General features: G+C 67.0%; 16 protein-coding genes and 1 pseudogene. 16 read left to right on the top strand and 1 reads right to left on the bottom strand.

The features are described from left to right. The first annotated feature begins 1 nt into the window (after position 1). From SOM61_RS01720 to SOM61_RS01655, 14 genes and pseudogenes are all read left to right on the top strand, one after another. On the top strand, positions 2-742 hold the full coding sequence (locus tag SOM61_RS01720; RefSeq protein WP_320472475.1) for a glycosyltransferase family 2 protein: 741 nt from the start codon (positions 2-4) through the stop codon (positions 740-742). Beyond that, on the top strand, positions 730-1,677 hold the full coding sequence (locus SOM61_RS01715) for an LpxL/LpxP family acyltransferase (RefSeq protein WP_320472474.1): 948 nt from the start codon (positions 730-732) through the stop codon (positions 1,675-1,677). The genes SOM61_RS01720 and SOM61_RS01715 overlap by 13 nt, the downstream gene beginning before the upstream one ends. Beyond that, complete coding sequence (locus SOM61_RS01710; protein WP_320472473.1) at positions 1,667-3,226, top strand: HAL/PAL/TAL family ammonia-lyase; 1,560 nt, start codon at positions 1,667-1,669, stop codon at positions 3,224-3,226. The genes SOM61_RS01715 and SOM61_RS01710 overlap by 11 nt, the downstream gene beginning before the upstream one ends. Then, positions 3,219-3,653, top strand: a complete 435-nt coding sequence (locus tag SOM61_RS01705) for an acyl-CoA thioesterase (RefSeq protein ID WP_320472472.1) — start codon at positions 3,219-3,221, stop codon at positions 3,651-3,653. Before SOM61_RS01710 ends, SOM61_RS01705 begins: the two co-directional genes overlap by 8 nt. Further along, positions 3,650-4,252 (top strand): outer membrane lipoprotein carrier protein LolA, encoded by a 603-nt coding sequence (locus SOM61_RS01700; protein ID WP_320472471.1) that lies wholly within the window; start codon positions 3,650-3,652, stop codon positions 4,250-4,252. The genes SOM61_RS01705 and SOM61_RS01700 overlap by 4 nt, the downstream gene beginning before the upstream one ends. Beyond that, positions 4,249-6,627, top strand: a complete 2,379-nt coding sequence (locus tag SOM61_RS01695; protein WP_320472470.1) for an MMPL family transporter — start codon at positions 4,249-4,251, stop codon at positions 6,625-6,627. The genes SOM61_RS01700 and SOM61_RS01695 overlap by 4 nt, the downstream gene beginning before the upstream one ends. Beyond that, positions 6,605-7,159: a DUF3261 domain-containing protein gene (locus SOM61_RS01690; RefSeq protein WP_320472469.1), complete on the top strand. Its 555-nt coding sequence runs from the start codon at positions 6,605-6,607 to the stop codon at positions 7,157-7,159. The genes SOM61_RS01695 and SOM61_RS01690 overlap by 23 nt, the downstream gene beginning before the upstream one ends. Positions 7,160-7,167: 8 nt before the next feature. After that, positions 7,168-8,355: pseudogene (locus SOM61_RS01685) on the top strand (beta-ketoacyl-ACP synthase). Then, positions 8,352-8,825: a hotdog family protein gene (locus SOM61_RS01680; protein WP_320472468.1), complete on the top strand. Its 474-nt coding sequence runs from the start codon at positions 8,352-8,354 to the stop codon at positions 8,823-8,825. Before SOM61_RS01685 ends, SOM61_RS01680 begins: the two are co-directional and overlap by 4 nt. Next, positions 8,822-9,556, top strand: coding sequence for a 3-oxoacyl-ACP reductase FabG (gene fabG, locus SOM61_RS01675; protein ID WP_320472467.1), 735 nt, complete (start codon positions 8,822-8,824; stop codon positions 9,554-9,556). The genes SOM61_RS01680 and fabG overlap by 4 nt, the downstream gene beginning before the upstream one ends. Continuing rightward, a complete protein-coding gene (locus SOM61_RS01670) occupies positions 9,553-10,776 on the top strand; it encodes a beta-ketoacyl-ACP synthase (RefSeq protein WP_320472466.1) in 1,224 nt (407 codons plus the stop codon). Before fabG ends, SOM61_RS01670 begins: the two co-directional genes overlap by 4 nt. 32 nt (positions 10,777-10,808) lie before the next feature. After that, positions 10,809-11,396 carry a hypothetical protein gene (locus tag SOM61_RS01665; RefSeq protein WP_320472465.1) on the top strand — a complete coding sequence of 196 codons (588 nt, stop codon included), beginning with the start codon at positions 10,809-10,811 and terminating at the stop codon, positions 11,394-11,396. A gap of 73 nt (positions 11,397-11,469) precedes the next feature. Further along, entirely contained in the window at positions 11,470-11,913 is a 444-nt protein-coding gene (locus SOM61_RS01660; RefSeq protein WP_320472464.1) for an excinuclease ATPase subunit, read from the top strand. 15 nt (positions 11,914-11,928) lie between these two features. Further along, the gene (locus SOM61_RS01655) at positions 11,929-12,540 is read left to right on the top strand and encodes a 4'-phosphopantetheinyl transferase family protein (protein WP_320472463.1); all 612 of its coding nucleotides are present in this window, start codon (positions 11,929-11,931) and stop codon (positions 12,538-12,540) included. A 1-nt stretch (position 12,541) separates the two neighbouring features. On the opposite strand, the gene SOM61_RS01650 is transcribed toward SOM61_RS01655, so the two are convergent. Then, a complete protein-coding gene (locus SOM61_RS01650; protein WP_320472462.1) occupies positions 12,542-13,099 on the bottom strand; it encodes a LuxR C-terminal-related transcriptional regulator in 558 nt (185 codons plus the stop codon). A 165-nt stretch (positions 13,100-13,264) separates the two neighbouring features. Between SOM61_RS01650 and SOM61_RS01645 the strand changes: the two genes are divergently transcribed. Both SOM61_RS01645 and SOM61_RS01640 read left to right on the top strand, forming a co-directional pair. Continuing rightward, a complete protein-coding gene (locus tag SOM61_RS01645; RefSeq protein WP_123069871.1) occupies positions 13,265-13,960 on the top strand; it encodes a CoA transferase subunit A in 696 nt (231 codons plus the stop codon). 24 nt (positions 13,961-13,984) lie between these two features. Continuing rightward, on the top strand, positions 13,985-14,635 hold the full coding sequence (locus SOM61_RS01640; RefSeq protein ID WP_320472461.1) for a 3-oxoacid CoA-transferase subunit B: 651 nt from the start codon (positions 13,985-13,987) through the stop codon (positions 14,633-14,635). The last annotated feature ends 54 nt before the right edge of the window (positions 14,636-14,689 follow it).

The following is a 14,689-nucleotide window of genomic DNA, read 5'->3' as shown; positions in this document are numbered from 1 at the left end:
CATGTTCCACCCATGCGTCGTGATCCCGGTGTACAACCACGAGCACGCGATCGGCAAGGTCGTGGGGCAGGTGCTCGAACACGCGCTGCCATGCATCCTGGTCGACGATGGCAGTTCGCCGGCCTGCGCCGCCGTGCTGGACCAGCTGGCGGCGCGCCATCCTGGCCGGGTCGTGCTCGAACGCCACGCGTTCAACCAGGGCAAGGGCGGGGCGGTACTCACCGGCTTCGCACGGGCGCGACGCGACGGCTACAGCCATGTGCTGCAGGTCGATGCCGATGGCCAGCACAGCGTGGACGACATCCCCCGCTTCCTGGATGCGGCGCGCGCGCGGCCCGCGGCCGTCGTGGCGGGCTGCCCGGTGTACGACGCGTCGGTGCCTGCGCTGCGCCTGTATGCGCGCTACCTGACCCACGTATGGGTCTGGATCAATACCTTGTCGCTGGCGATCCGCGACTCGATGTGCGGCTTCCGGGTGTACCCGGTGGCGCCGGTAGTGGCGCTGGCGGCGCGCCGCCGGCTCGGCTTGCGCATGAATTTCGATATCGAGATCCTGGTGCGCCTGTACTGGGACGGCAGCGAGGTGGTGAACCTGCCGACCAGGGTCGGTTATCCGGAAGACGGCGTGTCGCACTTCAAGGCCTGGACCGACAACGTCCTGATTACCCGCCTGCATGTGGCGCTGTTCTTCGGCATGCTGCCGCGCATTCCCAGCCTCCTGGTTCGCATATGGCGCAACTGAAGCCCGCGCCCGACGCGCCGCATTGGGCGGCCATCAACGAAGCGAGCTTCGTCGGCGGCATGCGCCTGCTGTTCTGGATCTGCCGCGTCTTCGGCCGCTGGCCGTTTCGCGTGGTGCTGTATCCGGTGCTGCTGTGGTATGTCGCGACCCAGGGCCGGGCGCGGCGCGCGTCCAGCGCCTATCTCGCGCGCGCCGGGGCGGCGCATGGCTTCTTGGGTGTGGTGCGGCACTTCGGCGCCTTCGCCGAGGCCATCCTCGATAAGATGCTGCTGTGGGGCGGCCTGTTCGATTTTTCGAAGGTCTCGCTGCACGGGGCCGAGCCGCTGCTGGAGCGGATCGCATCCCGGCGCGGCGCGCTGCTGGTGTGCGCCCACCTGGGCAATCTCGACCTGTGCCGCGCGCTCTCCCTGCGCACGCCGGGCCTGAAGGTCACGGTGCTGGTGCACACCCGCCATGCGCAAGCCTTCAACGCCATGCTGGCCAGGCTCGATCCGCGCAGCGAATTGAACCTCATGCAGGTCACCGACATGACGCCGGCCATGGCGATGCAGCTCTCCGAGCGGATCGAACGCGGCGAGTTCGTCGTGATCGCCGGCGACCGGGTGCCGGTGTCGAAGGCGCCACGGGTGGCGCGGGCGCCGTTCCTGGGGCAGGTGGCCGCCTTCCCGGTCGGCCCCTACGTGATGGCTTCGGTGCTGGGCTGTCCGATCTACACCATGTTCGCGGTGCGCCAGGGCGATCGCCACGAGCTGCACTTCGAACTCCTGCGCGAACGCGTGCTGCTGCCGCGCGCCAGCCGCGACGAGGCGCTCGCGCGGCTCGCTACCGACTACGCGGCCCGGCTCGAACGCCATGTACGGCGCGCGCCGCTCGAATGGTTCAATTTCTACGACTTTTGGCAAGACCCCGGATCGGAACGCCCTGATGCAGCTTAATGACCTGAACCAACCCGCGCGCACGGTGCGCTTCGACCGCGAGCGCCTGGCACTGGAAGACGTGGTCGCCATCGCCCGGGGCGCCGCGCAGCCGGTGCTGTCCGACGACCCGGTGTTTCGCGCCGCGATCACGCGCGGCGCCGACTTCCTCGACCGCCTGCTGCGCGAGGACGGCACGATCTATGGCGTGACCACCGGCTACGGCGACTCGTGCACGGTGCCGGTGCCGCTGTCGCTGGTGGCCGAACTGCCGCACCACCTGTACACCTACCACGGCTGCGGCCTGGGCGCCTTCTTGACGCCGGACCAGACCCGCGCCGTGATGGCCGCGCGCCTGGCCTCCCTGTCCAAGGGCTTCTCGGGCGTGAGCGTCGGCCTGCTGGAGCAGATCGTGCGCCTGTTCGACGCCGGCCTGCTGCCGCTGATCCCGAGCGAAGGCTCGGTCGGCGCCAGCGGCGACCTGACGCCGCTGTCCTACCTGGCGGCGGTGCTGTGCGGCGAGCGCGAGGTGCTGCGCGACGGCGTGCAGGTCCCGGCGGCCCAGGCGCTGCGCGAGGCCGGCATCGAACCGCTGCGCCTGCGGCCCAAGGAGGGCCTGGCGATCATGAACGGCACCGCCGTCATGACCGGCCTTGCCTGCCTGGCCTGGGACCGCGCCGACTACCTGGCGCGGCTGACCACCCGGATCACCGCGCTGGCGTCGTTCGCGCTGGACGGCAACGACCATCATTTCGACGAGACCCTGTTCTCGGTCAAGCCGCATGCCGGCATGCAGGGCGTCGCCGCCTGGCTGCGCCAGGACCTGGAATACGGCGGCCAGCTCGAACGCAACGGCAAGCGCCTGCAAGACCGCTATTCGATCCGCTGTGCGCCGCACGTGATCGGCGTGCTGGCCGATGCCCTGCCGTTCTTCCGCGCGGCGATCGAGAATGAACTCAACAGCGCCAACGACAATCCGATCATCGACGCCGAGGGCGAGCGCGTGCTGCATGGCGGTCACTTCTACGGCGGCCACATCGCGTTCGCGATGGACGGCATGAAGAACGCGGTGGCCAACCTGGCTGACCTGCTCGACCGCCAGATGGCCCTGCTGGTCGACGCCCGCTACAACGCCGGCCTGCCGGCCAACCTGTCGGGCATGGAAGGCGAACGCGCCGCGATCAGCCATGGCCTGAAAGCGCTGCAGATCAGCGCCTCGGCCTGGACCGCGGAAGCACTCAAGCTGACCATGCCGGCGTCGGTGTTCTCGCGTTCCACCGAATGTCACAACCAGGACAAGGTCAGCATGGGCACCATCGCCGCGCGCGACTGCCTGCGGGTGCTGGAACTGACCGAGCAGGTGGCGGCCGCGCTTCTGATCACGGTGCGCCAGGGCGCATGGCTGCGCTGCCGTGTCGATCCTGCACGCACGCTGCCGGCGCCGTTGGCGCGCATGCTCGAACTGCTGGGCGACGACGTCGCGCCGGTGACCGAAGACCGTCGCCTGGATCCCGACCTGCACCGGCTGCTGGCAAGAATCCGCGACCAGGCCTGGAGCCTGTATGCGTAAGCTGAAAGCACCGGCGCGCTGGTGGGCCGAGGTCGAGATGCAGGTGCAGTTCTTCGACCTGGATCCGATGCAGATCGTCTGGCACGGCAATTACGTCAAGTATCTCGAGGTCGCGCGCTGCGCGCTGTTCGACAAGATCGGCTACAACTACGAGCAGATGCGCGCGTCCGGCTATATGTGGCCGATCATCGAGATGAACCTGCGCTACGCCGGTCCGGCCACCTTCGGCCAGCGCCTCCTGCTGCGGGCCGAGATCGTCGAGTGGGAAAACCGCCTGCGCCTCGACTATCTGATCCTCGACGCCGCCAGCGGCAAGCGCCTGAACCGCGCCACCACCACCCAGGTCGCGGTCGACATCCGTAGCGGCGAGATGTGCTTCGTCTCGCCGCCCATCCTTTTCGAGAAGTTGGGAGTGGCAGCACCATGAAACATATCCTCGCCATCGCGGCGCTCGTGCTCGGCGCAGGCGCGGCCCAGGCCGCCGCGCCGGTCGCGCAGATTCAGGCCATGCTGGCCAAGCCCGAGCAGCTGTGTGGCCGCTTCGACCAGACCAAGCGCCTGGCCGGCATGAAGAAGCCGCTGCTGTCGAATGGACGCTTTTGCGTGGTCGCCGGCAAGGGCGTGCTATGGCGCACCCTGAAACCATTCCCGAACACGCTGCGTCTCAAGCGCGACGAGATCGTCCACCTGCAGGGTGAGCGGGTCGCGATGCGCCTCGACGCCAGCCAGGAGCCTACCGTCCGCATGATCAACGGCGTGCTGTTCTCGCTGCTGGGCGGCGACCTGGGCCAGCTCGACAGCCTGTTCGAGGTCGACGGCAGCGTGAGCGGCGACGCCTGGAAGGTCGCGCTCAAGGCGCGCAATGCGGCGCTGGCGCGCGCGGTCGGGGCGATCGCGCTCGAAGGCGGCGCCTATGTGCGCAGCATCCAGATGGTCGAACAGAGCGGTGACCGCACCGAGATCGTGTTCTCGGACATCAAGATCGGCCCTGGCGCGGTCTTGCCGGAAGAGGCGGCCCAGCTTTGATCGTCCAACGTCGCCTGGCACTGGCCTGGGCCCTCGTCGTCTGCCTGCTGGTGGGGCATAACGCCTGGCTGTGGATCGGCCAGCGCATCGCGCCGAATACCGACATCCTGGCCCTGCTGCCGCTCGAGAAGCGCGATCCGGTGCTGCAGCAGTCGTTCACCCATATGGTCGACAGCGCGCAGCAGCGGGTGGTGGTGCTGGTCGGCGCGAAGGAATGGCAGACCGCGGGGCAGGCGGCCGACGCCTATCGCCAGGCGCTGGCGCCGCACGCCGGCCTGCTGGCGTTCGACGCGATGGGCGACGACACCCAGGCCGGCTGGCTGGCCAGCCTGGAGCCGCACGCGACCTTGCTGGTCGGCGCCGACCAGGAACGCCGGATGCGCACCGAGCCTGCCCGGTTCTGGGTCGACGACGCCCTGGCGCGCCTGTACAACGCCTTCTCGGGTCCCAAGCTCGGATCGTTCCGCGACGACCCCTTTGGCCTGTTCGCGGGTTGGGCCCAGGAGCGCGCCGGCGAAACGCCGGTGCGTCCGCGCGACGGCCGCCTGTTCGTGGCGGGCGAAGGGCGCGAATACGTGCTGCTGACCTATACCCTGAAGCAGCCGGCGTTCTCGCTCGGCGCCCAGGACGCCGCGGTGCCGCTGCTGGAGCAGGCATCGGCAGCGGCACGGCGCGCGGCGCCGGACGCCGAGGTGATCACCGCCGGCGTCGTCCTGCATGCCGCCGCCGCGGGCCGCCAGGCCAGCCGCGAGATCCACACCATCGGCGTGGGCTCGCTGGTCGGCATCGTGCTGCTCACCTGGCTCACTTTCCGTACGCTCAAGCCGATCGGCCTGACCCTGGTGGCGATCGGGGTCGGTTTCCTGGGCGCCTTGTCGGTGTGCTGGTTGTTGTTCGGCCAGATTCACCTGCTGACCCTGGTCTTTGGCGCCAGCCTGATCGGCGTGGCCCAGGACTATGGCATCTATTTCCTGTGCCACCGGCTGCGCGCCGATCCCGTCCTCGATTCGCCGGCCCTGTTGCGGCGCCTGCTGCCGAGCCTCGGCCTGACCCTGCTGGCGGCGGTGATCGGCTATCTCGGCTTGGCGCTGACGCCGTTCCCGGGACTGCGCCACATGGCCGTGTTCTCGGCGCTGGGCCTGGTCTTCGCCTGGCTGACCGTGGTCTGCTGGTTCCCGCGCCTGATCTCGGCCGATACGCTGGAAGCGGGCTGGCTGGCGCAGCGCTATCGCGGCCTCGTACGCCATTGGCCGCGCCTGTCGGGCAAGCCGGCGTCGATGGCGCTGGTGGTGGCGCTGGGCGCCGTCTCGCTCGGCGGCTGGCTGCAACTGACGACGAACGACGACATCCGCTCGCTGCAATCGTCTCCGCCCGGCCTGGTCCAGGACCAGATCAAGCTGGGCAAGCTGCTCGACGCCCCGAGCCCGGTCCAGTATTTCCTGGTCCGGGGCGCTTCGGCCGAACAGGTGCTGCAGCGCGAGGAGGCGCTCAAGCGCCGGCTCGATTCATTGATTGGCGCGCGCCACATCGGCGGCTACCAGGCGCTGTCGAACTGGGTGCCGTCCGCGCGCGCCCAGGCCGAGCGCCTGGCGCTGGTCGAGGACAGGCTGCTGCGCGCCGATGGGCCATTGACGATGCTGGCGGCCGAGATCGGCGAAGATCCCGAATGGGCGGATGTTACCGCCGCCCACCTGCGCAGCAATGCGAAACCGATGCTGGTCGACGACTTCCTGCGCAGCGCTGCTGCCGAGCCATGGCGCTATCTGTGGCTGGGCGCGATCGGCGACGGCACTGCGCAGGTCCACGCCAGCATCGTGGCCCTGCGCGGCCTGCGCTACGCTTCGCTGCCTGTCCTGGCGGGGGCCGCCGATGGACTCGACGGCGTGCAATGGGTCGACAAGGTCGGCGGCATCTCGGCGGTGCTGGGCAGTTACCGCGCCACCATGGGCTGGGTGGTGCTGGGCGCCTACGCAGTGGTGTTCGCGGTCCTGTTCCCGCGCTATCGGGGCCGTACCTGGCGAGTGCTGGCGCCGACCGCGGCGGCCAGCGTACTGACCGTGGCCCTGCTCGGATACAGCGGCCAGCACCTGCAGCTGTTCCATGTGCTGGCGCTGATGCTGCTGCTCGGCGTGGGCGTCGATTACGGCATCTTCATGCAGGAAGAGTCGGGCGAGGGCGGCGATGCCCCCTCGCTGGCGGTCGGGTTGTCGGCGGCCAGCACCATCCTGTCGTTCGGGCTACTGGCCCTGAGCGGCACCCCGGCATTGCAGGCCTTCGGCCTGACCATGCTGGTCGGCGCCGCGCTGGTCTGGCTGTTCGCTCCCTGTTTTTCAGTATCGAAGGAATCGCATCATGCAACGCCTGTACTGGCTTGAACGTCTGGCGCCGCTGGCGGCCGCCTTGCTGCTCGCCGCCTGCGCAACCCGGCCCGAGACGCAGGCGCGTCTCGGCCTGCGCCTGGCGCCGGCCACGCTCGGCGAAACCATCAGCGTGCAGCAGCAGTTGACGGTCGAGCGCTCCGGCAGCACCAACGACCTGGTGGCGGCGCTCGAAGTCGATCCCCAGCGCGTCAGCCTGGTCGGCCTGGCACTCGGCATGCGTGTGCTGAGCCTCGAGTTCGACGGCGCCGAACTCACCGAATGGCGCCATCCGATGCTGCCGTCCCAGGTACGCGCCGCCGACGTGCTGGAAGACCTGCAACTGACCTTGTGGCCGGTGGAGGAAATCGCTCGGGCCTTGCCGTCGGGCTGGGACATCGCGGACCAGGGGCTGAAGCGCACCCTGCGCCGCGACGGCGAGGTGGTGGCCACCATTACCTATAGCGGCATGCCGCGCTGGCAGGGCACCGCGGTGCTGGACAACCTGCGCTACCGATACCGGCTGACCGTGGTGTCGGCATCCGAATGAAGACCACCATGACACACGTTTACCTGAACGACTGCGCGCTGCTGTGCGCATTGGGCAGCGAGCGCGAGACCATCAGGCGCCACCTGCTGGTGGACGCCGCAAGCGGACTGGCGATCTCGGACGCCTGCTCGCCGGGACGCCCCTTGCCCCTGGGCCGCGTGCAGACGGCGCTGCCCGGCCTCGGCGGCTTGCCGTTACAGCTGCGTAGCCGCAACAACGCACTGGCGCTGGCCGCGCTGGCGCAGATCCGGCCCGCCATCGACGCGGCGATCGCGCGCCATGGCGCGGCGCGGGTCGGCGTGGTGATCGGTACCAGCACCTCGGGCGTAAGCGCCGCCGAGTCGGCGCTGGCCGAGCAGCTCGCCGGCGGCGCGCTGCCCGACAGCTTCCACTATTGCCAGCAAGAGATGGGGTCCGTCGCCGAGCTGCTGTCGCGCGAGCTGGGCATCGGCGGTCCGGCCTACGTGCATTCGAGCGCCTGCTCGTAGAGCGCCAAGGCGCTGGCCAGTGCCGCGCGCCTGATCCGCATGGGCCTGTGCGACGCCGTCGTCACGGGCGGCGTCGATACCTTGTGCGGCTTCACTGTCGCCGGCTTCAGCGCCCTGGAATCGGTGAGCGGCGCACGCTGCAACCCGCTGAGCGCGAAGCGCAACGGCATCAACCTGGGGGAGGCCGCGGCATTGTTCCTGATGAGCCGCGAACCGGCGACGGTGGCGCTGTGCGGCTGGGGCGAATCGTCCGACGGCCATCACATATCGGCGCCTGACCCGGAAGGCGCGGGCGCGCGCATCGCGATGAGCGAAGCATTGGGTCGGGCCGGCATCGGCGCCGGCGACATCGATTACATCAATCTGCACGGCACGGCGACCGTCCAGAACGACGCCATGGAATCGCGGGCGGTGGCTGCGCTGTTCGGCGCCGATGTGGCGGTCAGCTCGACCAAGCCGCTCACCGGCCACACCCTGGGCGCGGCCGGCGCGGTGGAGGCGGCGTTCTGCTGGCTGGCGATGCAGGACGATAATCCCGACGGTCGATTGCCGCCGCACCTGTGGGACGGCGAGCGGGATCCGGCGCTGCCGGTGCTGAACGTGGCAACGCCGGGCGCGCGCCTGGGTCGCTCCATCCGCTATGCGCTGAGCAATTCGTTCGCCTTCGGCGGATCGAATGCGGCGCTGGTATTCGGGAGGACGGCGTGAGCCTGCGACAAGCCGACGCGATCGATATCCACAGCCTGGTGCCACACAGCGGCGCCATGTCGCTCCTGGGACGCTTGCTGGCGGCCGACGACGAGAACCTGTCTGCCGAGGTGGCGATCGCCACGGACAGCATGTTCTGCGTCGACGGCGCGGTGGGCGCATGGGTTGGCGTCGAATACATGGCGCAAGCGGTTGCCGCCCATGCGGGCCACGCGGCTCGCCTGCGCGGTGAGGCGGTGCGGGTCGGTTTCCTGCTCGGCACGCGCAAGTATGTATGCTCGGTGCCAGCCTTCGCTGTCGGCAGCCTGCTGCACATCTACGTGCAGCGCGCGCTGCAGGGCGAGAACGGCCTGGGCGCATTCGAGTGCCGGATCGTGGACGGCAACGACGGCTGCTTGCTGGCCACCGCCACCATCACCGTCTTCCAGCCCGATAATGTTGAAGAGTTTTTGCAACGGAGTTCAGAATGAGTAGTATCCAGAAAAGCGTGCTGGTGACGGGTTCGTCGCGCGGCATCGGCAAGGCCATCGCCCAACGCCTGGCGCGCGACGGCTACGAGGTGGTCGTCCATTGCCGTGACCGGCGAGCCGAGGCCGACGCCGTGGCGGCCGGCATCGTGGCGGCGGGCGGCGTGGCGCGCGTGCTGCAGTTCGACATCGGCCAGCGCGAGACGACCGCCGATGCACTGCTGGCCGACATCGAGCGGCACGGCTGCTATTACGGCGTGGTGGCCAATGCCGGCGTGGCGCGCGATACCGCCTTCCCGGCCATGAGCGGCGAAGAGTGGGACGTGGTGCTGGGCACCAACCTGGATGGCTTCTTCAATGTGCTCAATCCGCTGGTGATGCCGATGGTCCAGCGCCGCAAACCGGGGCGCATCGTGACCATGGCCTCGGTCTCGGGAATGATCGGCAACCGCGGCCAGGTCAACTACAGCGCCGCCAAGGCCGGCATCATCGGGGCCACCAAGGCGCTGGCGCTGGAACTGGCCAAGCGCGAGATCACCGTCAACTGCGTGGCGCCGGGGCTGATCGAGACCGACATGCTCGCCGATGTGCCGATGGACGAGGCCCTCAAGCTGGTGCCGGCGCGCCGCGTCGGTCGCCCCGAAGAAGTGGCGTCGGCGGTGAGTTATCTGATGTCGGAGGATGCAAGTTACGTGACGCGCCAGGTATTGTCGGTCAATGGGGGGCTGGCATGAACCACCGCGTCGTCGTGACCGGCATGGCCGGCATCAGCCCGCTCGGCAACGATTGGCCGACGATCCGCGCGCGCCTGGGCGAGTACCGCAACGCCATCGTGTGCATGGAGGAATGGGCCGGCTATGAAGGCCTGAACACCCAGCTCGGGGCGCCTGCCGCGCCGTTCGAGCTCTCGAAGCGCTACGACCGCAAGGCCACCCGTAGCATGGGCCGGGTGGCACTGCTGGCTACCCGCGCCAGCGAACTGGCGCTGCAGGACGCGGGCCTGCTCGAGCATCCGCTGCTGACGAGCGGCCAGATGGGCGTGTCGTTCGGCTCCTCTGCCGGCACCCCAAGCGCCATCGGCGACTTTGGCCGCATGATGGAGGAACGCAGCACGCGCGGCATCAATGCCACCACCTACATCAAGATGATGGCGCATACGGCGCCGGTGAATATCGGCGTGTTCTTTGGCGTGACCGGCCGCGTGTTGACGACGTCGTCGGCCTGCACCTCGGGCAGCCAGGGCATCGGTTACGCCTACGAGGCGATCAAGAGCGGGCGCCAGCTGGCCATGATCGCCGGCGGCGCCGAGGAGCTGGACGCGACCGAGGCAGCGGTGTTCGACACGCTGTTCGCGACGAGCACCCGCAACGACGCGCCGGAGACCAGCCCGCGTCCATTCGACCGCGCACGCGACGGCCTGGTGATCGGGGAGGGCGCCGGATGCCTGATCCTCGAGGAGCGCGAGCATGCGCTGGCGCGCGGCGCCACCATCCACGCCGAGCTGGTAGGGTTTGGCACCAACAGCGATGGCACCCACGTGACCCAGCCCAATGCCGCCACGATGAAGGTGGCGATGGAACTGAGCCTGCGCGATGCGGGCCTGGCGCCGGACGCCATCGGCTACATCAATGCGCACGGCACCGCCACCGCCCATGGCGACCTGGCCGAAAGCCTGGCCACGGCGGCCCTGTTCGGCAAACGCATGCCCATCAGTTCGCTCAAGAGCTATATGGGGCACACATTGGGCGCGTGCGGTGCGCTGGAGGCATGGATCAGCATCGAGATGATGCGCGAAGGATGGTTTGCGCCGACGGTCAACCTGGATGAAGTCGATCCGGAATGCGGCCAACTCGATTACATCCGCGGCGAGGGACGGAAACTCGACTGCGACTACGTGATGTCAAATAATTTTGCGTTCGGCGGCATCAACACGTCGCTGATATTCAAAAGGTAGTGCCCTTCAATCAAAACTATAAAAGGAAGTCCATGAAAGCTACTCGCCGCACCATCCTCGTTCTTGCCATCGCCGCAGCGGTTCCGCTGCTGCAAGGTTGCGCGACCAAGATCAAGGCATCGTCCCTGACCAACCCGGCGCCGACCGAGGCATTCTCGCAGTATGGTCGTATCGACGTCAAGCCGGTCGCCTTCGCCAATGGCTACAACGGTAACCAGGCTGCACTGGGCAAGATTGCCGAGAATTTTGCCAAGGACCTTGGCCCGTCGGCGAAGAAATGGAATAGCGGTCCGACCAACGGCCGTACCTTGACCGTCGAGCCGGTGGTGGAACAGATTTCGTTCAAGAGCGGCGCCAAGCGCGTGTTCCTGGGCCCGTTTGCCGGCAGTTCGGGCGTGCTGATGCGCGTAACCTACCGCGACCAGAATGGCAAGGTCGTGGCCAGCCCGCAGTTCTTCCAGCGCGCGGGCGCAATGGCAGGCGGCTTCACCATGGGCGTCCATGACAACCTGATGCTGAACCGCGTGGCCAAGCTGGCCAGCGACTACACCATCGCCAACTACGACCGCGCAGTGGGCGGTCCGACCGGCGCAGACGACGCCGCTGTCGCAGCGCCGTAATTCCGGCACAGGGGCGGCTTGCTACAATTGCATGCCGTCCCTTAAGTATTCTAGAGCTACCCAAAGGAAAAACATGAAGAAACTGGTCCTGAGCCTGACCACAGCCGCCGCCCTGTTCGCCACCATCATGCCATCCCAGGCGCGCGACACTGTTCACATGATGCCGATCGATGCGGCCCTCGATGCCAACGATGCCCGCGCGCGCTTGGGCGACAGCATCAAGTATTACTTTGGTGACCAGAAGACCCCGGCAATCGTCGAGCGTCTGGGTTCGGACAAGACCAGCCAGAAAACCAATTCCTTCGGCAAGTCGGCCGAAACGTCGTGTAACTGGGTATTCCTTTCGGCGATGTTGCGGCTGCAGGCGCGCGCGCAAGAGCTGGGCGCGAATGCCGTCGTCAACATCGTCAGCAATTACAAGAACATCGAGCGCTCCAGCGCAACCGAGTTCGAATGCCACGATGGCGCAATCATGACCGGCGTTGCGCTCAAGGCCGACTTCGTCAAGATCAAATAAGCGACTCCGGTCCCGATGGCGTTGACCGGTCATGTCCTGCTGTGGGCTGTGGATGCCGACACCGTTGCGCCGGACGTGCTGGAGCGCCATGCCGCGTGGATGGGCACATCGGAACGTGAGCGATGCATGCGCTTCGTGCGTCCCGAACGGCAGCGCCAGTTCATCGTCGGACGCGCCCTGTTGCGGCGTGCGCTGGCCGGCTTGCTGAAGACCGAGCCGGCTGCGATCGGCCTGGCCGAGCGGCCGGGTCTGGCTCCCGCGCTCCTGATGGTCGCGGACGTCGGTTTCAGCATTTCGCATAGCGGGCGCTGGGTCGCCTGTGCGGCGGGAGCGGGAATCTCCCTCGGCCTGGATATCGAGCGCACCGATCGGGAACGCGACTTCATGTCGCTGGCGGAGCATGCCTTCAGTGTCGAGGAAGTCGCGATATTGCGCGACAGCGAGCCGGCCTGTCGCCAGGCTGCCTTCTACCGCATGTGGTGCGCACACGAGGCCCGCATCAAGCTTGGATGCGCGAGCGTCGTCGAGTATCCAGTTGCGCTTCCCGGGTTGGCGGGAGTGCTGGCCTGCACCCAGACGCTGGAAACCGCGCCGGTGCTGACACAGCTGCGGCTTGACTGCATGTGAGTCATCCAGCGCCTACCAGCTTGTGCACCAGCTCGACTGACGTCGATGCCGCGAACTTGCGCATCAGGCTGGCCCGGTGCATCTCGACCGTGCGCGGACTGAGATCGGTGTCGCGCGCGATCATCTTGCTGGTCTTTCCTTCGACCAATAACGCGGCAATCTCGCGTTCGCGCGGCGTCAGCTCGGCCGTCACCGGCCGCTTCTCGCTCACGTCCTCGAAGGTCCAGACGCCGGCGCCCAGTGGCTGGGCCGGATCGAGCGCGCGGCCGGTCACGTGGCACCAGAACAGTTCGCCACTGGCGCGGCGCATGATGCGCTCATCCGAATAGCGTCCTTTCGCGTTCATGATGGGGATGATGCGATCGCCCGTGCGCAGGAACTCGTCCATGGTCGGATAGAGTACGCTGAACGATTGCCCCTGCAATTTTTCATTGGCATAGCCGAACATCGCCGCCAGTGCGCCGTTGCAGGTCTGGATCACCCGGTCGACCGAGACGCACATACCGACCGGCGCGTGCTGGAAAATCATCTCGTAATCGATTGCGCAAGGCGGATTCATCTGAGGTAGATCGACTGCTATGTTCATTCGCGGTGGTATGTGTGAAGGTGGGCCACGGATGCGGCCGTAGTTCTACGGTATTGTGCTTCGTTGTCACATATTCTATGCTGAGAGTCTACTCAGTAGTACACAAGAGCTTTGGCTTAACCTATAAAAGGGACGGGTATGAATAAAGTTTATCCTGACGCGCGCTCGGCTCTGGCCGGCATCGTTCAAGACGGCCAGACCATCGCCGTGGGCGGCTTCGGCCTGTGCGGCATTCCGGAAGCCCTGATCGCGGCGCTGCGCGATTCGGGCGCCAAGAACCTCACTGCCATTTCCAACAACGCCGGGGTGGACGGTTTCGGCCTCGGGCAACTGCTGGAAACGCGCCAGATCAAGAAGATGATCTCGTCCTACGTGGGCGAAAACAAGGAATTTGCGCGCCAGTTCCTGGCCGGCGAGCTCGAACTCGAGTTCACCCCGCAGGGCACCCTGGCCGAGAAGCTGCGCGCCGGCGGCGCCGGCATCCCGGCTTTCTTCACCAAGACCGGCTACGGCACGATCGTCGCCGAGGGCAAGGAAACCCGTGAGTTCGACGGCGAGCACTACGTGATGGAACATGCGCTGTTCCCGGACGTGTCGCTGGTCAAGGCCTATAAGGCCGACCGCGCCGGCAACCTGGTGTTCCGCAAGACCGCACGCAACTTCAATCCGAACGTGGCCATGGCCGGCAAGGTCTGCATCGTGGAAGTCGAACAGCTGGTCGAGATCGGCGAGATCGATCCGGACCAGGTGCACCTGGCCAGCATCTTCGTACACCGCATCGTCCACAATCCGACGCCCGAGAAACGCATCGAACAGCGCACCGTACGCGCCTGATCACCCACATTCGGAGACAAGAACATGGCATGGACTCGTGATGAAATGGCCGCGCGCGCGGCCCTGGAGCTGCAGGACGGCTTCTATGTGAACCTGGGCATCGGCTTGCCGACCCTGGTCGCCAACTATGTACCCAAGGATATCGAGGTGTTCCTGCAGTCCGAGAACGGCCTGCTGGGCATCGGCCCATTCCCCACCGAACAAGAAGTCGACGCCGACCTGATCAACGCCGGCAAGCAGACCGTGACGGCGCTGCCCGGCTCGGCCTACTTCAGTTCGGCCGATTCCTTCGGCATGATCCGCGGCGGCAAGATCAACCTGGCGATCCTGGGCGCAATGCAGGTGTCGGAACACGGCGACCTGGCCAACTGGATGATCCCAGGCAAGATGGTCAAAGGCATGGGCGGCGCGATGGACCTGGTGGCCGGCGTCAAGCGCGTGGTGGTCGTCATGGAACACGTCGCCACCGCCAAGGATGGCAGCACCAGCCACAAGATCCTGAAAAAATGCGACTTGCCGCTGACCGGCGTGGGCGTGGTCGACCGCATCATCACCGACCTCGGCGTGATCGACGTGACCGACACCGGCCTGAAAGTGGTCGAGCTGGCGCCGGGCGTGAGCCGTGACGAGATCGTGGCGGCGACCGGCTGCGAACTGGATACGTCGGCGCTGTAGTCGCCGCGGTTCCGAACGACAAAGGGCGCTGGTTACCAGCGCCCTTTGTCATTG

Origin of the sequence: Massilia sp. CFBP9012, assembly GCF_034045115.1 — a bacterium.
In the GTDB taxonomy this organism is placed as follows: Bacteria; Pseudomonadota; Gammaproteobacteria; order Burkholderiales; family Burkholderiaceae_D; genus Telluria.
The sequence above is the reverse complement of the archived record's forward strand: the minus strand, read 5'-3'. Positions and strand labels throughout refer to the sequence as shown.

Excerpts from the sequence above, each read along its gene's own strand:
- SOM61_RS01660 (WP_320472464.1), top strand. The coding sequence starts at position 11,470 with ATGAAGAAACTGGTCCTGAGCCTGACCACAGCCGCCGCCCTGTTCGCC.
- SOM61_RS01710 (WP_320472473.1), top strand. The coding sequence starts at position 1,667 with ATGCAGCTTAATGACCTGAACCAACCCGCGCGCACGGTGCGCTTCGAC.
- SOM61_RS01700 (WP_320472471.1), top strand. The coding sequence starts at position 3,650 with ATGAAACATATCCTCGCCATCGCGGCGCTCGTGCTCGGCGCAGGCGCG.
- SOM61_RS01705 (WP_320472472.1), top strand. The coding sequence starts at position 3,219 with ATGCGTAAGCTGAAAGCACCGGCGCGCTGGTGGGCCGAGGTCGAGATG.
- SOM61_RS01715 (WP_320472474.1), top strand. The coding sequence starts at position 730 with ATGGCGCAACTGAAGCCCGCGCCCGACGCGCCGCATTGGGCGGCCATC.
- SOM61_RS01645 (WP_123069871.1), top strand. The coding sequence starts at position 13,265 with ATGAATAAAGTTTATCCTGACGCGCGCTCGGCTCTGGCCGGCATCGTT.
- SOM61_RS01655 (WP_320472463.1), top strand. The coding sequence starts at position 11,929 with ATGGCGTTGACCGGTCATGTCCTGCTGTGGGCTGTGGATGCCGACACC.
- SOM61_RS01665 (WP_320472465.1), top strand. The coding sequence starts at position 10,809 with ATGAAAGCTACTCGCCGCACCATCCTCGTTCTTGCCATCGCCGCAGCG.
- SOM61_RS01650 (WP_320472462.1), bottom strand. The coding sequence starts at position 13,099 with ATGAATCCGCCTTGCGCAATCGATTACGAGATGATTTTCCAGCACGCG.
- SOM61_RS01690 (WP_320472469.1), top strand. The coding sequence starts at position 6,605 with ATGCAACGCCTGTACTGGCTTGAACGTCTGGCGCCGCTGGCGGCCGCC.
- SOM61_RS01640 (WP_320472461.1), top strand. The coding sequence starts at position 13,985 with ATGGCATGGACTCGTGATGAAATGGCCGCGCGCGCGGCCCTGGAGCTG.
- fabG (WP_320472467.1), top strand. The coding sequence starts at position 8,822 with ATGAGTAGTATCCAGAAAAGCGTGCTGGTGACGGGTTCGTCGCGCGGC.
- SOM61_RS01670 (WP_320472466.1), top strand. The coding sequence starts at position 9,553 with ATGAACCACCGCGTCGTCGTGACCGGCATGGCCGGCATCAGCCCGCTC.
- SOM61_RS01720 (WP_320472475.1), top strand. The coding sequence starts at position 2 with ATGTTCCACCCATGCGTCGTGATCCCGGTGTACAACCACGAGCACGCG.